16 protein-coding genes, 1 rRNA gene and 1 pseudogene are annotated in these 15,280 nt (G+C 68.7%); 11 read left to right on the top strand and 7 right to left on the bottom strand.

The features are described 5' to 3' along the window. Positions 1 to 221: 221 nt before the first annotated feature. Positions 222 to 962: a class I SAM-dependent methyltransferase gene (locus tag ACFLIM_RS46390; protein WP_393176571.1), complete on the top strand. Its 741-nt coding sequence runs from the start codon at positions 222 to 224 to the stop codon at positions 960 to 962. A gap of 36 nt (positions 963 to 998) precedes the next feature. Here ACFLIM_RS46390 and ACFLIM_RS46385 read toward each other — a convergent pair whose 3' ends face one another. Together ACFLIM_RS46385 and ACFLIM_RS46380 are read right to left on the bottom strand one after the other, a co-directional pair. After that, entirely contained in the window at positions 999 to 1,331 is a 333-nt protein-coding gene (locus ACFLIM_RS46385; protein ID WP_393176569.1) for a TraR/DksA family transcriptional regulator, read from the bottom strand. 153 nt (positions 1,332 to 1,484) lie between these two features. Continuing rightward, positions 1,485 to 2,231, bottom strand: coding sequence for an SOS response-associated peptidase (locus tag ACFLIM_RS46380; protein WP_393176567.1), 747 nt, complete (start codon positions 2,229 to 2,231; stop codon positions 1,485 to 1,487). A gap of 201 nt (positions 2,232 to 2,432) precedes the next feature. Here ACFLIM_RS46380 and aroA point away from each other — a divergent pair, with 201 nt between their 5' ends. From aroA to ACFLIM_RS46360, 4 genes and pseudogenes are all read left to right on the top strand, one after another. Next, positions 2,433 to 3,710 carry a 3-phosphoshikimate 1-carboxyvinyltransferase gene (aroA, locus tag ACFLIM_RS46375; protein WP_393176565.1) on the top strand — a complete coding sequence of 426 codons (1,278 nt, stop codon included), beginning with the start codon at positions 2,433 to 2,435 and terminating at the stop codon, positions 3,708 to 3,710. Positions 3,711 to 4,074: 364 nt separating this feature from the next. Then, complete coding sequence (gene rsgA / locus ACFLIM_RS46370; RefSeq protein ID WP_393176631.1) at positions 4,075 to 5,148, top strand: ribosome small subunit-dependent GTPase A; 1,074 nt, start codon at positions 4,075 to 4,077, stop codon at positions 5,146 to 5,148. Positions 5,149 to 5,470: 322 nt separating this feature from the next. Next, positions 5,471 to 6,265, top strand: a complete 795-nt coding sequence (hisN, locus tag ACFLIM_RS46365; RefSeq protein ID WP_393176563.1) for a histidinol-phosphatase — start codon at positions 5,471 to 5,473, stop codon at positions 6,263 to 6,265. A 107-nt stretch (positions 6,266 to 6,372) separates the two neighbouring features. Further along, positions 6,373 to 6,663: pseudogene (locus tag ACFLIM_RS46360) on the top strand (hypothetical protein); the annotation flags it as partial. A gap of 196 nt (positions 6,664 to 6,859) precedes the next feature. Here ACFLIM_RS46360 and ACFLIM_RS46355 read toward each other — a convergent pair. Further along, positions 6,860 to 7,648: a fructosamine kinase family protein gene (locus ACFLIM_RS46355; protein WP_393176561.1), complete on the bottom strand. Its 789-nt coding sequence runs from the start codon at positions 7,646 to 7,648 to the stop codon at positions 6,860 to 6,862. Next, complete coding sequence (locus tag ACFLIM_RS46350; RefSeq protein ID WP_393176559.1) at positions 7,635 to 8,108, bottom strand: low molecular weight protein-tyrosine-phosphatase; 474 nt, start codon at positions 8,106 to 8,108, stop codon at positions 7,635 to 7,637. The genes ACFLIM_RS46355 and ACFLIM_RS46350 overlap by 14 nt, the downstream gene beginning before the upstream one ends. Positions 8,109 to 8,228: 120 nt before the next feature. Here ACFLIM_RS46350 and pstS point away from each other — a divergent pair, with 120 nt between their 5' ends. From pstS to ACFLIM_RS46325, 5 genes are read left to right on the top strand one after another with little or no spacing between them, the layout of a single operon-like run. After that, positions 8,229 to 9,335: a phosphate ABC transporter substrate-binding protein PstS gene (gene pstS / locus ACFLIM_RS46345; RefSeq protein WP_393176557.1), complete on the top strand. Its 1,107-nt coding sequence runs from the start codon at positions 8,229 to 8,231 to the stop codon at positions 9,333 to 9,335. 6 nt (positions 9,336 to 9,341) lie between these two features. Continuing rightward, a complete protein-coding gene (gene pstC, locus ACFLIM_RS46340; RefSeq protein ID WP_393176555.1) occupies positions 9,342 to 10,322 on the top strand; it encodes a phosphate ABC transporter permease subunit PstC in 981 nt (326 codons plus the stop codon). After that, on the top strand, positions 10,319 to 11,194 hold the full coding sequence (pstA, locus tag ACFLIM_RS46335; protein ID WP_393176553.1) for a phosphate ABC transporter permease PstA: 876 nt from the start codon (positions 10,319 to 10,321) through the stop codon (positions 11,192 to 11,194). The genes pstC and pstA overlap by 4 nt, the downstream gene beginning before the upstream one ends. A gap of 15 nt (positions 11,195 to 11,209) precedes the next feature. Then, positions 11,210 to 11,986: a phosphate ABC transporter ATP-binding protein PstB gene (gene pstB, locus ACFLIM_RS46330; protein WP_393176551.1), complete on the top strand. Its 777-nt coding sequence runs from the start codon at positions 11,210 to 11,212 to the stop codon at positions 11,984 to 11,986. Further along, positions 11,986 to 12,711, top strand: a complete 726-nt coding sequence (locus tag ACFLIM_RS46325) for a response regulator transcription factor (RefSeq protein WP_393176549.1) — start codon at positions 11,986 to 11,988, stop codon at positions 12,709 to 12,711. Before pstB ends, ACFLIM_RS46325 begins: the two co-directional genes overlap by 1 nt. On the opposite strand, the gene ACFLIM_RS46320 is transcribed toward ACFLIM_RS46325, so the two are convergent. Beyond that, a complete protein-coding gene (locus tag ACFLIM_RS46320; protein ID WP_393176547.1) occupies positions 12,680 to 13,633 on the bottom strand; it encodes a serine hydrolase in 954 nt (317 codons plus the stop codon). The genes ACFLIM_RS46325 and ACFLIM_RS46320 overlap by 32 nt on opposite strands. A 33-nt stretch (positions 13,634 to 13,666) precedes the next feature. Continuing rightward, on the bottom strand, positions 13,667 to 14,554 hold the full coding sequence (locus ACFLIM_RS46315; RefSeq protein ID WP_393176545.1) for a phenylalanine 4-monooxygenase: 888 nt from the start codon (positions 14,552 to 14,554) through the stop codon (positions 13,667 to 13,669). 128 nt (positions 14,555 to 14,682) lie between these two features. Here ACFLIM_RS46315 and ACFLIM_RS46310 point away from each other — a divergent pair, with 128 nt between their 5' ends. Further along, positions 14,683 to 15,135, top strand: a complete 453-nt coding sequence (locus ACFLIM_RS46310) for an Lrp/AsnC family transcriptional regulator (protein WP_393176543.1) — start codon at positions 14,683 to 14,685, stop codon at positions 15,133 to 15,135. 78 nt (positions 15,136 to 15,213) lie between these two features. Here the strand turns inward: ACFLIM_RS46310 and rrf are convergent. Continuing rightward, positions 15,214 to 15,280: ribosomal RNA gene (rrf, locus tag ACFLIM_RS50400) — 5S ribosomal RNA — on the bottom strand; the annotation flags it as partial.

The raw sequence follows: 15,280 nt of genomic DNA, 5'->3' as shown, positions 1-15,280 counted from the left end.
CCGGTGGCCGGCTGTGGCGGAACACCGTACTCAGGGGAGGATACCCGCTGGCCGCTGACCTGTTGGTCGGCGGGCCGGGGTTCTACCAATGTGAGCATGCTCGTCGCAACACGCCCGCGCTCTTGTCTGTTCCCGCAAGATAGAAGGTACGAAGGACCCGGTGCGGGGAACGTCCATACGTACCGGCTGGTAGCCCTTTTTCCGGAACCCAGGAGTCGCGTGTGCTGCCCATTCCGGCCGAGGAACTGAACGGCTCAGGGACGCTCGGGCCGTACTGGACCTTCTACCGCGCCGTCGCCGCCGAACAACTGAACCGATGGCTCCCAGGCGAACCCTCGGTGATCCTCGATCTCTCCGGCGGCCGCGGGCGATGGTCCGGCCAGGCGGCCAGGGCGGGGCACCGGGTGATCGAGGTGCTCGACTTCCGCAGGACCCTGGACGGGCAGTCGCGATTGCGGGACGCCGACCTGGTGCGTCATGTACGCGCCGACGATCTGGCGTTCCTGCCCGACGCGAGCGTGGACGCGGTGCTCGCGGAGGAGCGGGTGATGTCGATCGAGCTGATGGCGGAGTCGGCGATGAACGACGTGGCCAGGGTGTTGCGGCCGGGCGGGCGGGCGCTGGTGTGCGTCGACTCGCTGGTGCTGGGCATGGCGATCCTGGCCGAGCAGGAGCAGTGGCAGCATCTGCGGCAGACCGGCGAGGTCATGCTCGTGCCGTGGCCGGACGGCAGCATCACACGGTGCTTCAGCAGCGGGCAGTTGCGCGAGCTGCTGATGGGCGCCGGGCTCGAGGTGGAGTGGATGCGTCCGCGCACGGTGCTGTCGCCGTCCACGGTGGACCACGTGCTGGGGTCCGACACGCGTTCCCTGACCTGGCTGGTACGCACGGAGCTCGAGGCCCACCCCGACGACGACGACACGGTCGGCATCCATCTGGTGGCCAGCGCCCGCAAGAGCTGAGCCGCCGTTCTTCGTGGCCGGCGGCGTGCATGCTCTCTAGCGGCGGCGCTCTCGCTTGCCCTGGCACTGCACGCATCGCGCCGCCTCGGGCCGCGCTTCGAGCCGGCCCTCGGGGACCGGCCTGCCGCAGTCGACGCAGTGGCCGTACACGCCTTCCTCGACGCGTTTGATCGCCTCGATCACCGCGCGCCGCTGTGCGGTGGCCACGGTCAGCATGGCCTGCGCGCCGTCGGCGTCGGTCAGATCGGAGCCCGCGTCGGCCGCCGAGTGCTCGCGTACGGCGACGGGGTCGCCCTGCAGGACCCCAATCGAGCGGTCCAGTTCCACGAGCATGTCTTCCAGCCGCTCACGAGCGGTCGTGACGTCCACGAATCCGCACCTCCGGGTAAAGAGGGCAGCCCGCGGCGAGAACTCCCCGGTTGTCCCGCCCGGTGCAATTAGGGGGTTTTATGGCGGTGACACCGAGTGAACGGTTGCATCGCTTTCCTCACCGGATGCCCACTTACCGCGCTTCTTACACCTTTAGAAAAGCGCGGTTTCCTCTTCGTCAGGTAGGGGTTTGATGAGGTCCGGGCCATTGTTTCTGACGTTGTTGACATCAGTGGAGACCGGATACGCGGTGAGCCGTCCCTGCTCGGCGGGCACCAGCAGCCCGGAGGCCTGCTCGATGTCGGTGACCTTGGGGTCGAGCCACTCGGCCCAGCGCTCCCGCTCGATCATCATCGGCATCCTGTCGTGGATTCGGCCGAGCTGATCCTCCGCGTCGGTGGTGATGACGGTGCAGGTCACCAGCCACTTGAGCGGGTCGTCGTCGGCCCGCGACGGGTCCTTCCAGAACTCGTACAGGCCCGCCATGGCCAGCACCCCGCCGTCCTCGGGATGGATGAAGTACGGCTGCTTCTTCTTCTTTTCGCCTTCGACGGGCATCCATTCGAAGTAGCCGTCGGCCGGGAGCAGGCACCGGCGCTTGGCGAACGCCTGGCGGAACGACGGCTTCTCGGCCACCGTCTCGATCCTGGCGTTGATCAGCCGAGATCCGATCGACGGGTCCTTGGCCCAGGCGGGCACCAGGCCCCATTTCACGATCCTGAGCTGCCGTACCGCGCGTTCGGCCTCTTTGGGTACGCGGCTCAGCACGGCGTAGACGTTCTTGGTCGGCGCGACGTTGTAGTCGGCGCCGAGCTCCTTGTCGGGGTCGCCGTCGAGCTCGACCTGGAACTCTTCCAGCAGCTCGTGCTTCTTGCGCGCCGAGGCGTATCTACCGCACATGTCCCCACATTGCCACGTACGGCTTTCGCCCGCATGCTTGCCTGGGCCCCGCGCGTCCCGACACGGCGTGATCCCCGCGCGTCCGCGCACGCCGTTATCCTTGCGTATCGGGGGCGCGCCGTTATCCACAGCCCCCCACCACCACGGAGTCGTTATCCACAGGCTGCGAGCCGCCCCCACCACGCCCAGTAGTCTTTGACCATGCCCGCTCCGCACTGGCCCGCACCCACGGCGACCGCCCCGGTCACCGCCACCGTCTCACTGCCCGGCTCCAAGTCGGTGACCAACCGCGCGCTCCTCCTCGCCGCCCTCGCCGACGGCCCGGGGACCGTGCGCCGGGCGCTGCGCAGCCGCGACGCGGACCTGATGGTGTCGGCGCTGCGGGCGCTGGGCACCACGCTGGTGGCGTCGAACGAGACGGCCGAGGGGGTCGACTGGCACGTGACGCCGGGTCCGATCCGCGGTGGCGCCGGCATCGACGCCGGGCTGGCGGGCACGGTCATGCGTTTCGTCCCGCCGATGGCCGCCCTGGCCGACGGCCCGGTCTACTTCGACGGCGACCCGCACGCCCGCAAGCGCCCGATGGGCCCCATCCTGGACGCCCTGCGGATGCTGGGGGCGCGGGTCGACAACGACGCGCTGCCGTTCACGATCAGCGGGCCTCTGGCGGGCGGCGAGGTCACGCTCGACGCGTCGGGTTCGTCGCAGTTCGTCTCGGGCCTGCTGCTGACGGCGGCGCGGTTCGAGAAGGGCGTCACGATCCGCCACGTGGGCCCGCCGGTGCCCTCGCAGCCGCACATCGAGATGACCGTGCAGATGCTCAGGGCGGCGGGCGTCACGGTGGACGACAGGGAGCGCGACGTGTGGCGCGTCGAGCCGGGTCCGATCGCGGCCAGGGACATGACGGTGGAGCCCGACCTGTCCAACGCGGCCCCGTTCCTGGCCGCGGCACTGGTCACGGGCGGCACGGTCACGATCCCGGCCTGGCCCGTGAGCACCACCCAGCCAGGCGACGCGCTGCGCGGCCTCCTGACCACCATGGGCGCCACGGTCACCCGCCAGACCGACACCGACCTGGTCCTCACCGGCACGGGCGAAATTTCCGGCATCGACGCCGACCTCCGCGACGTAGGCGAGTTGACCCCGACGATCGCCGCCCTGGCCGCGCTCGCCACCACGCCGAGCCGCATCCGGGGCGTGGGTCACCTGCGCGGCCACGAGACCGACCGCCTGGCCGCGCTCGCCACCGAGATCAACCGCCTCGGCGGCGACGCGGAGGAGACCGACGACGGCCTCATCATCCGCCCCCGCCCGCTGCACGGCGGCACCTTCCACAGCTACGACGACCACCGCATGGCCACGGCCGGAGCCGTGATCGGCCTCGCGGTGCCCGGCGTGGAGGTGGAAAATATCGCGACGACCGCCAAGACCCTTCCAGAGTTCGTGCAGATGTGGACGGCGATGCTGGAAGCCCGATGACCGGAGTTCGTCCAGGCGGGGGCGGCGAGGTTCCCGGCCCGGCGATCGCGCACCGACACCCGGTGGCACCGGCTGGTTTCATGGGGGAAGCGCCGGGAACGTCGGAAATGGGCGGCGTGTGCTGACACGCTGCTCGCATGGCGACGAAGAGGCTCAACCGCACGTCGTCGGCCGAAGCATGAGTAACACCAGCAATGCCGGACAAGCCCGGTCACCCATAGCACCGAACAAGCCTGGCCGTCTATCGCCAGGCGCCGCACCCCGTAGCCCAGGCGAGCCCGGACGGTTCGTGTCATCACCGATGTCACCCAACGCCCACCGATAAGCACCCACGAGAGGAAAGCAAGCGCATGGGAGCAGACCGCTGAGGAAGCGGGAATACGACGAGGACGACGTACGGGTCAGGCCGGGCAAGGGTTCCAGGCCGCGGACCCGGATCCGTCCTGCGCATGAGGACGCCGTCGAAGGCTTCGTGGTGGCCGTGGACCGGGGCCGCTACACGACGCTGGTCGAGCCGGAGCATCCCAAGGGCTCGGCCCAGAAGCGCAAGCAGCCGCAGCGCCGCCTGGTGGTGGCCATGAAGGCCCGTGAGCTGGGCCGTAAGGGCATCGTGGTGGGTGACAGGGTGGCCCTGGTCGGGGACGTCTCCGGCCGGCCCGACACGCTGGCCAGAGTCGTACGCGTGGAGCCCCGCACCTCCATGCTGCGCCGCTCGGCCGACGACACCGAAGACACCGACGGCATCGAACGCCCGGTCGTGGCCAACGCCGACCAGCTCGTCATCGTGACCGCCCTGGCCGATCCGCCGCCCCGCCCCCGCATGATCGACAGAATCCTGGTGGCGGCGTTCGACGCCGAGATCGACACCCTGCTCTGCCTCACCAAGTCCGACCTCGCCCCACCGGACGACCTGGTGGCCCTGTACGAGCCCCTGGGGGTCGCGCATGTCGTCGTACACAAGGGCGGCTCGCTGGAGGAGCTCCGCGACCACCTGACCGGCCGCCTCAGCGTCCTGGTGGGCCACTCGGGCGTCGGCAAGTCCACCCTGGTCAACGCCCTGGTCCCCGATGCCAACCGCGCCGTCGCCCAGGTCAACGCGGTGACCGGCCGCGGCCGCCACACCTCCACCTCGGCCGTCGCCCTGGAGCTGCCGGACAGCGGCTGGATCATCGACACGCCCGGGGTCCGCAGCTTCGGCCTGGCGCACGTGTCGGTGGAGACGGTCCTGGCCGCGTTCCCGGACCTGGTGGAAGGCACGGTCAACTGCCCGAAGGGCTGCGCCCACCTGGACGAGAGCTGCGCGCTGGACGCCTGGGTGGCCGCAGGCAACGCCGACCCGGCCCGCCTCGAATCCCTCCGCCGCCTCCTGTCCAGCCGCGAGGGCACCATCGACGACTCGGCGGCGGTCAGGGACGATTCGGGCGGAGGGTCCACGTGACGGTCGCCGTGGTGGGCAGCGGCACCGCCCGGCCGAAGGCGGACAACACCGCGGCCCCGGACTCGGCCAGCGTGAAAAGCGCACCCGCAACATGATTGTGCAAATCATCCCGATGGGGCAGGCGACAGATGGCAGGCCCGTCATCAACCGAGTCAAACGGAATACCCAAAGTGCGGGCAAAAGGGACAAACCGAAGAAGTAGGCCGCCGACATCTGGCGACATGAGGGACATGCTACTGGTGAGTAGCAGAAACAGGAGTTACCAGAAAAGGGCCGTTGGTGACTGATATTCGGTATACCCGACAAGGTAGCGTGGGCGATCGTGCAGGGATATAACGATGATCTTCGCCTCGCGCATGTCATGGCGGACGCCGCCGATGACATGACCATGCGGCGGTTCAAGGCGGTCGACCTCAAGGTCGACACCAAGCCCGATCTGACCCCGGTCAGTGACGCCGACCGCGCGGTGGAGGAGGCCATCCGGGGCACGCTGCGCCGCGCCCGGCCGCGCGACGCGGTCGTGGGGGAGGAGTTCGGCAAGACCGGGTGGGGCGCCCGGTCGTGGATCATCGACCCCATCGACGGCACCAAGAACTACGTACGCGGCGTACCCGTGTGGGCGACGCTGATCGCCCTCATGGAATACGGCAAGGTCGTCGTTGGCCTGGTCTCGGCCCCCGCGCTCGGCCGCAGGTGGTGGGCGGCGACCGAGGGCGGCGCGTGGACGGGCAAGAGCCTGACCAAGGCGTCCAGGATGCGCGTGTCCTCCGTGTCCACCCTGGAGGACGCGTCGTTCTCCTACTCCAGCTTCGGTGGGTGGGAGAAGACGGGCCGGCTCGACAACTTCCTCGACCTCAGCCGCGCCTGCTGGCGCACCAGGGCGTACGGGGATTTCTGGTCGCACATGATGGTCGCGGACGGATCGGTGGATCTGTCCGCCGAGCCCGAGTTGTCGCCGTGGGACATGGCCGCGCTCACCGTGATCGTCGAGGAGGCCGGAGGCGTCTGGACCGACGTCGCCGGGGTGCAGAGCCTGGAGGGCGGCAGCCTGGTCTGCACCAACGGCATCCTGCACGACCAGGTGCTCGACCGCCTCAACGGCACAGCTCAACGCTGACGCCGCAGCCCGGCCTCGGCCTGGATGGCGGAGGTGGCGGCGTTCAGCTCCCGTTCATCTTTGTACGTGCCATTCCCCTCCTACGTCACTCCGCCCGGCGGATTCTCGTGCCCGACCGGATCGGCGTCCCAGAAGTTCCCCCGATAGACGACGTTCTCCAGCGGCGGCCCGACCTCGAGGATGGAGGTGTTGTCGGCCCGCAGTCCGAGGTGATCGCCGTCGTGGGCCTGGTCGGCCGCTTCGTCGACGCGGAGGCCCTGCTGCTGGTCGAGACCCGGCGCGAGGAGCGCCGCAGCGGCGTGTCCGAGGAGGAGTGGTGGGGCGCCCGCGACTCCCTGTACGAGCGCCTCGACCGCTATCCCACGATCTCCCACCTGTGGACCGCGGGCGGCTGGGACCACCCGGAGGACTCCTTCGAGTTCGGCCTGCGCCGCCTCCTGGACGGCATCGAAGCCCTCATCTGCGAGCGTGACGAAACTCGTGATGAAACCTGCGAGGAATGCGCACCACGCTGGAGCCCACGACCACGGGCCGCCCTCGCGTCTACTGCTCCCGAGCCTGCCAGCAACGCGCCTACCGGAAACGCAAATCGAGCTAGAGCGCCAGCACCCGCCGCACCGCGTTCATCAAGCTGTCACGATAGCCACCCCCGAACAACACCACATGAACGAGCAGCGGATGCAACTGGTGCAACGGCACCCGCTCCCGCCACCCCTCCGCCGGCGGCCACTCCTCCCGATAGGCCCCCAGGACCCGATCGAGGTACGGCAACCCGAACAGCTCCAGCATGGCCAGATCCGTCTCCCGATGCCCGCCATGGGCCGCAGGATCGATCAGCACCCCGGATTCGCCGGACCACAACACGTTCCCGCTCCACAGATCCCCATGGATCCGCGCGGGCGGCTCGGGCGGCCCCGCGACCTCGGCGAACCGCTCCACGGCCCGCTCGACGGCGGCCACGTCCGGCGCGGGCAGCCGCGCCATCCGCAGGAACGGCAGCACCCGCCGCGAGCCGTAGAAGGAAGGCCAGTCGGCGGCGGCCGAATTGTCCATGGGCAACTCGGCGATGAACCCCGGCCACGGCGCCCCGAAGGCCGCCGCCCCGGCCCGATGCATGGTGGCCAGCGAACGCCCGAACCGCTCGGCGGCCGCGGCGGTCGGCGGCTCCTGGCGTACCCATGACAGGACGAGCCGGTCCGCACCGACCTCGACCACCTCGGGCACCGCGATCGCCTCGCCGAGCCACCGCAGCCCGGCCGCCTCCGACGCGAAGACGCCGGAGGCGGCGGCGCCGGTCTTCGCGAACACCTCGCGCCCGTCGTCCAGCACGCCCCGCTGCAGCCGCCACCCGTGCGACGAGCCCAGGTCCCTAATCGATCTCATCGGCGACGTGCTTGGCCACGCCCTCGGAGGCCGCCTCGACCATCGCGAGCACCTCCTCGAACCCCTCGCGCCCCCCGTAGTACGGATCGGGCACCTCCGCGTCGTCCGGCGCCGCCGGGTCGAACGAGCGGAACAACCGCACCTCCACCCCGAACGGCGCCAGCCGCCGCAGGTTGACCAGATTGTCGCGGTCCATGGCGAGCACCAGGTCGTAGCGGTGGAACCAGTCTCCGGTGAACTGCCTGGCCCGGTGCGCGGAGCCGTCGTAGCCGTTCTGGGTGAGGATGGCCAGCGCCCGCTCGTCCATGGGATCGCCCACGTGCCACCCGCCCGTTCCCGCGCTTTCGACGGTGACCCGGTCGCCCAGACCGCGGTCGTCGAGCGTCTGACGGAGGACGGCCTCCGCCATCGGCGATCGGCAGATGTTCCCCATGCACACCAGGCAAACGCGATAAGTCATACCACCCATCATGAGGGTGACCAGGCGCGTTCACCGAACGTTCACCCTCGGTAGGGGGTCTGAGTCACCTTTGCTGCATAGCTTCATGGCGACTAAGGACCAAGTGGGAGGAACCCAACCGTGAAGTATGCAAGCCGGCTCGCCGCCGTAGCCGTCGTCGGCGCGCTCTCGCTCGCTGCGTGCGGCACAGACAACAACAACGCCCCCGCAGGTGGCAGCACGAGCTCCGCCTCCGCCCCCGCGGGCAATGATGCTGGTCTGAGTGGCACGATCAACGCCGCGGGCTCCTCTGCCCAGGCAAACGCGATCACCGAGTGGACGAAGAACTTCACGGCCACTAACCCCGGTGTCACCCTGAACTACCAGCCCAGCGGCTCCGGCGCCGGTGTGCAGGCGTTCATTCAGGGCACGGTGGCCTTCGCCGGCTCCGACTCGGCGCTGAAGGAAGACGAGCCGGCCCAGGCCGACGCCCGCTGCAAGACCGGCAAGGCCATCAACATCCCGATGGTCACCGGCCCGGTCGCGGTCGTCTACAACCTGCCCGGGGTCGAGGGCCTGCAGCTGTCGCCCAAGACGATCGGCGGCATCTTCAACAGCAAGATCACCAAGTGGGACGACGCCGCCATCAAGGCCGACAACCCCGACGCCAAGCTGCCGTCCACGCCGATCCAGGCCTTCCACCGCTCGGACGAGTCGGGCACCAGCGACAACTTCACCAAGTTCATGGTGGCCACCGCCGGCTGGCCCTACGAGGCCGCCAAGGCGTGGCCCGCCGAGGCCAAGGGCCAGGGCTCCAAGGGCTCCGACGGCATCGCCTCCTCGGTCAAGGACACCGAGGGCGCGATCAGCTATGTCGAGCTCTCGTTCGCCGAGAACTCCCAGCTCCAGAAGGCCAAGGTGGCCAACGGCGCCGGCGAGTTCGTCGAGCTGAACGCCGACAGCGCGGCCAAGACGGTCGAGACCGCCGAGGTCAAGGGCGCCGGCAACGACCTCGCCCTGTCGATCGACTACGCCACCAAGACCGCGGGTGCCTACCCCATCGTGCTGGTGACGTACGAGATCACCTGTGAGAAGGGCCTGTCGGCCGAGGAGTCGAAGCTGGTCAAGGGCTTCCTCACCTACACCGCCAGCGACGAGGGCCAGGCCGCGCTGAAGGAGCTGGGCTACGCGCCGCTGGCCGGCACCCTGCTCACCAAGGTTCGCTCCGCTGTCGAGGCGATCTCCTAACTGCCCATGACGACAAACCTGCGTACCCGTGATGGCGGGCCGGCCACGGGCCGGTCCGCCTCGCGGCGCACCCATGGTGAAGGGCTCTTCCGCTTCGTCTCCACCGCGGCGGGCGTCGTGCTGCTGGCGATCATGGCGGCCATCGCCGTGTTCCTCATCAGCGAGGCCATACCCGCCCTCCAGGCGAACAAGGGCTCCTTCTTCGGGGATCTGATCTGGGAGCCCAACAGCAGCCAGGTGTTCGGGATCGGCGCCCTGGCGTTCGGCACCGTGCTCAGCTCCGCGCTCGCGCTGGTCATCGCCACCCCGATCGCGGTCGGCGTGGCGCTGTTCATCTCCCATTACGCGCCCCGCCGCCTGGCCGCGCCGCTCGGCTACCTGATCGACCTGCTGGCCGCCGTGCCCAGCGTGGTCTACGGCCTGTGGGGCATCACGTTCCTGGTGCCGCTGCTCAGGACGCCGTCGCAGTGGCTGAACGAGAACCTCGGCTGGTTCCCGTTGTTCGGGGGCGAGGGCGCCATCGGCGGCAAGACCATGATCGCGGGCTCGATCGTACTGGCGATCATGATCCTGCCGATCATCGCGGCCATCTCGCGCGAGGTCTTCCTGCAGGCCCCGAAGATGAACGAGGAGGCCGCGCTCGCGCTCGGCGCCACCCGCTGGGAAATGATCAGGATGGCGGTGCTGCCGTTCGGCCGCCCCGGCGTCATCAGCGCCGCGATGCTCGGCCTCGGCCGGGCCATGGGCGAGACCATCGCGGTCGCGCTGATCTTCCCCGCGACTTTCGACATCAGCTTCCAGATCCTGACCCCCCACGCCAACAGCATCGCCGCCAACATCGCCAACGGCTTCGGCGAGGCCACCCAGATCGGCCGCGGCGCGCTGATCGCCTCCGGCCTGGTGCTGTTCGTCATCACGTTGCTGGTCAACACGGGCGCCCGCCTGATCATCAACCGCCGCAAGGAATACGCGAGGGCCGGCGCATGACAGGAATCCAGCACATCTCGTCCGGGCGCCGGATCAAGGACCGGTTCGTCCAGGGCCTGGTCTACCTGGCGTTCGCGCTGGCCGTGGTGCCGCTCATCTCGGTGCTCTGGCTGGTCATCTCCAACGGCCTGGCCCGCTTCGACCTGGAGTTCCTCACGCACTCGATGCGCGGCATCGGCGCCAGGGACGTGGGCGGCGGCGCGTACCACGCGATCATCGGAACGCTGGAGCAGGTCCTGCTCGCCTCGGTCATCTCGGTCCCGATCGGCCTGTTCACCGCGATCTACCTGGTCGAATACGGCAACGGCGGCCGCCTGAGCCGCGCCATCAGCTTCTTCGTGGACGTCATGACCGGCGTCCCTTCCGTCGTTGCCGGCCTGTTCGTCTTCGCGTTCTGGATCCTGTTCCTCGGCTTCAAGTTCTCCGGCTGGGCGGGCGCGGTCGCCCTGTCGATCCTGATGATGCCGACCGTGGTCAGATCGGCCGAGGAAATGCTTCGGCTAGTGCCCAACGACCTGCGCGAAGCCTCGTACGCGCTGGGTGTGGCCAAGTGGCGCACGATCATGAAGGTCGTGTTGCCGACGGCGTTCACCGGCATCGTCACCGGCGTCATGCTGGCCGTCGCCAGGGTCGCCGGCGAGACCGCACCGCTGCTGATGACGGTGTTCTTCACCGACTCCATCAACAGCGACCCGTTCACCGGACCGCAGATGGGTCTCCCGCTCTTCGTCTTCGACCAGGCGGCCCGGCCCAACGACACGGCCATCGACCGCGCGTGGACCGGAGCCCTCACGCTCATCCTGATCGTCATGCTGCTCAACCTGGTGGCGCGCCTGATCGCCTGGTGGCGCTCGCCCGCCAGGGGCCGATAGGGGGTAAACGCCACAATGTCCAAGCAGATCCAAGTTTCGGGTCTCGACGCGTACTACGGGTCGCACAAGGCGATCGAGGACGTGTCGATGACCATCGAGCCCCGTTCGATCACCGCGTTCATCGGCCCGTCCGGGTGCGGCAAGTCGACGTTCCTGCGCACGCTCAACCGCATGCACGAGGTGATCCCCGGCGCACGCGTGGAAGGCAAGGTGCTGCTCGACGGCGACGACCTGTACGCCCCCACCGTCGAGCCCGTCTCCGTACGCCGCATGATCGGCATGGTCTTCCAGCGCCCCAACCCGTTCCCCACGATGTCGATCTACGAGAACGTGGCCGCCGGGCTCAAGCTCAACGGCCGCATCGGCAAGTCGCAGCTCGACGGCGTGGTCGAGGAGTCGCTGAAGGGCGCCAACCTCTGGAACGAGGTCAAGGACCGCCTCAGCAAGCCCGGCGCGGGCCTGTCCGGCGGTCAGCAGCAGCGGCTCTGCATCGCCCGGGCCATCGCGGTCAGGCCGCAGGTGCTGCTGATGGACGAGCCGTGCTCGGCGCTCGACCCGATCTCCACGCTGGCCATCGAGGACCTGATGGCCAAGCTGAAGGACGAATACACGATCGTCATCGTCACCCACAACATGCAGCAGGCCGCCCGCGTGAGTGACAGGACCGCGTTCTTCAACCTCGCCGAACAGGGCAAGCCCGGCAAGGTCGTCGAGATGGACGAGACGTCCCGCATGTTCACCAACCCAACCCAGAAGGCGACGGAGGACTACATCACTGGGCGCTTCGGCTGATGACGCGACAGCAGGCGGCATCCACGATGAACGGGGACACGAGGACCAAGCCCGTACTGCTCATCGCCGACCCCGACGACACTGTGGTGGAGGAGCTGGCCGCAGCCCTCGAACGCGAGGGCGTGGCCGTCACAGGAGTCCCTGACGGCGCTCAGGGGCTCCTGCAGGCGGGGGCCCTGCAGCCGGACGTGGTGCTGGTCTCGGCCACGCTCCCGGTCATCGACGCGGTCGACTTCGTCCGCGCGGTACGCCTCGCGCGGGCCGTACCCGTGCTGCTCGGCGTCGGCGAGGGCCACGCCGAGCAGGCGGTACGCGCGCTCGCCGCGGGCGCGGCGGCCTGCGTGGCCCGGCCCTACCGGGTGCCCGAGTTGTTGCCGTTCATCCAGGCGGCCTCGCCCGAGTCACGCAAGGTGCTGGCCGTGGGCGGGGTCGAGCTGGACGTACAGGCGTACCAGGTGCGCGTGGGCGGCCGGGCCGTCCACCTGCCGCTGCGGGAGTTCGAGCTGCTGCAGTATCTGATGCGCAACGCCGACCGCACGGTCACCCGCGAGCAGATCATGCGCCACGTGTGGCACGCCGCGGCGACCACCTCGACGAACACGATCGCGGTGCACGTCAAACGCCTGCGCGCGCGGCTGGGCGACGAGGACGACCAGCTCATCCAGACGGTACGCGGGGTGGGCTACCGGCTCGTCACGCCGAGCATTTCCGGAACGACTGCATAATCCTCTTGATCATCCCTTCGACGGTCGCTATGCCGTACCCCACCTCGGGACTCCCCTCGGTGAGTACGGCAATGGCGTAGTCGTGGCCGTCGCCCCGGACCAGGCCCACGCTGATCGTGGCCCAGCGCTTGGTCGAGACCCGCTTGAGCCAGCCGTTCTTCAGCGCCACGCGGTCACCTTCGCACGCGGCGGCGCTGACGCCCCAGTCCTGGCCGTCGACGACCTCGCCCATGAGCTTGAGCACCTGCTCGCGTTCCTTCTTCTTGAGCGGGCTCTTCCCGGACACGAGCGCCTTCATGAGGCGGATCTGGTCTTCCGCGGACGTTCGGGTGATGCCCCAGCAATACAGGTCCACACAGTCGCCTGGAACGCCCTGAGTGTGCTTCAGGCCGAACCTCTGCCCCGCCTTGGTGAAACCTGTCGCGCCCCCGATCCGGAGCCAGAGGCGGTCCGCGGCGTGATTGTCGCTGTAGCGGATCATCAGCTCGGCATCGTGCTTGACGTTCGCGGGGAGCTTCTTCCAGGGAGTCGTGAGCAGCAGCGCCATGAGAATCTGCACCTTTGCGGAGCTGGCCGTGATCATGTGCTCGCCGGGGTGATAACGGTAGAGCCGCCCGGTCGTCAGATCCTTGACCATGGCGGTGACCGGCCCGGGACGGCTCGCCAGATAACGATCGAGCCGCTTACCGATCTCCTTGTCCGGGATCTTCGGAAGGGCCTCCACACCCGCGCTCTCCTCGATCCTCCCCCACGGCACCTGCCCGACCTCTGATGCGGTCGCCAGCTGCCGCGCGACAGGGACCGGCACAGGCACGGCGGTCTGAAGCCGACCGGGAACGGTCCGAGGCGCCGAGACCAGCGGCAGGACCAGGGCGAGCGCGATGACCACCCGTGGTATCGCCTTCCCCGAGCCCGCGATCACCCAAGCATTATCACGAAAAATCCAGACACGCCGCTAGACGCTGGTGGCGACCAGTTTCGCGATCGAATCGTCGTCACACGTGTCCCAGAAGCCCCCCACGACGTCTTCCAGGTGCTGGAGCGACTCGGCCCGGAACAACACATCCTGATATTTCGTGATGTCGTAGTGCGTCGTGCCCATAGCGGTCAGCTCCAGCGACCGGATGTCCATCCCGCGAAACTCCTCGATCTCCCCGTACGACGACAGGATCCCCGCCCCGTACGCCTTGAGCTCGCCGCCTTCCGCCATCACCCCGAACTCCATGGTGAACCAGAACACCTTCGACACGAACTCCAACGCCGCCTCCCCCTCGACCCGCCGCGCGGCCTGCCCGGCCAGGCGGTAAAGGGCGGCGTACCGGGGGTTCGCCAGCGCGTTGGCATGCCCGATCACCTCGTGGATGACATCGGGCTCCGGCGTGTAGAAGGGCATGGAATGGTGCCGGATGTACTGCGTCGAGTGGAACAGCCCGTCCGCGAGCACCCCGTAGAACTCCCGCAGCGGCACCAGCCCGGCCGCAGGCAGATACCGGAACCCGGTCAGCGGCTCAAGCAGGGTGGAAACCTCTTCGAGCTGCGGAATCCGCTCCCGCGGCAACCCCAGCCGAGCCGCGCCGTCAAGATATTCGCGCGTGGCGTACTGGAGATGCTTGACCCCCAGCTCCCTGGTGACCACGGCCCACACCTCGTGCTCCCGCTCGCTGTACTCAGCAGCGGGAATGGGCGTCCCGGGCCGGTAGCCGAGCGCCAGGCGGGCGATCGCGTTGCGCCGCGCCCGATACACCGGATCCGCGAACCCCGGATGGGACGCGGACAGCTCGACCACCACCGACCCATCCTCCTGGGCCGCGACCGGGGCGAAGTACTGCGCTTCCTCAAACATGCGCTAAATGACAGCAAGTCCCGCTTTTCCTGGCAAGAGCGCGCAGCTTCCCTGCGCGATACGCTAGCTTCCGTACGGCCAAAGCATGGTTTTCTGGTCGAATCGCACAGTCTTCGGAGGGTCGTCACGTGGACGAGCTGGACGCCAGGTTGCTCGTGACCATGCGAGCCCATCCCCGCATCGGCCTGACCGAGTTGGCCCGGCTGCTGGGCGTGGCCAGGGGCACGGTGCAGGCACGGGTGGAGAAGCTGACGGCCCGAGGCGTGATCGAGGACTTCGGCCCGACCGTCTCGCCGGCGCGGGCCGGGCACCCGATCCTGGCGTTCGTCTGGTTGCAGATCGCCCAGGGCCGGCTGGGGGAGGCGGTGGAGGCGCTGCGGGCGGTACCGCAGATCCTGGAGGTCCACGGCACGAGCGGCCAGCACGACCTGCTGTGCCGGGTGGTGGCCCGGACCACCGAGCACCTCCAGGAGATCATCGCCCACATCCTGACTTCCCCGGCGGTGCAACGCACGGACAGCACGATCGCCCTGTCCACCCAGATCCCGTACCGGATCGAGCCCCTCCTGCAAAACCCGTAGAACCCCGCACGCAGGCCAGGCCCCGAAAACAGAAAAGGGGCCCGACGCGTAAGCGTCGAGCCCCTTCCCCAAACGATTGTCCGGCGGCGACCTACTCTCCCACACCCTCCCGAGTGCAGTACCATCGGCGCAGAGAAGCTTAACT

Origin of the sequence: Nonomuraea marmarensis (assembly GCF_043197025.1) — a bacterium.
GTDB classification, from domain to species: domain Bacteria; phylum Actinomycetota; class Actinomycetes; order Streptosporangiales; family Streptosporangiaceae; genus Nonomuraea; species Nonomuraea marmarensis.
This window is presented reverse-complemented; position numbering and strand designations above follow the sequence as displayed.

Excerpts from the sequence above, each read along its gene's own strand:
- ACFLIM_RS46380 (WP_393176567.1), bottom strand. The coding sequence starts at position 2,231 with ATGTGCGGTAGATACGCCTCGGCGCGCAAGAAGCACGAGCTGCTGGAA.
- aroA (WP_393176565.1), top strand. The coding sequence starts at position 2,433 with ATGCCCGCTCCGCACTGGCCCGCACCCACGGCGACCGCCCCGGTCACC.
- ACFLIM_RS46355 (WP_393176561.1), bottom strand. The coding sequence starts at position 7,648 with ATGAGATCGATTAGGGACCTGGGCTCGTCGCACGGGTGGCGGCTGCAG.
- ACFLIM_RS46350 (WP_393176559.1), bottom strand. The coding sequence starts at position 8,108 with ATGACTTATCGCGTTTGCCTGGTGTGCATGGGGAACATCTGCCGATCG.
- pstC (WP_393176555.1), top strand. The coding sequence starts at position 9,342 with ATGACGACAAACCTGCGTACCCGTGATGGCGGGCCGGCCACGGGCCGG.
- pstA (WP_393176553.1), top strand. The coding sequence starts at position 10,319 with ATGACAGGAATCCAGCACATCTCGTCCGGGCGCCGGATCAAGGACCGG.
- pstB (WP_393176551.1), top strand. The coding sequence starts at position 11,210 with ATGTCCAAGCAGATCCAAGTTTCGGGTCTCGACGCGTACTACGGGTCG.
- ACFLIM_RS46325 (WP_393176549.1), top strand. The coding sequence starts at position 11,986 with ATGACGCGACAGCAGGCGGCATCCACGATGAACGGGGACACGAGGACC.
- ACFLIM_RS46315 (WP_393176545.1), bottom strand. The coding sequence starts at position 14,554 with ATGTTTGAGGAAGCGCAGTACTTCGCCCCGGTCGCGGCCCAGGAGGAT.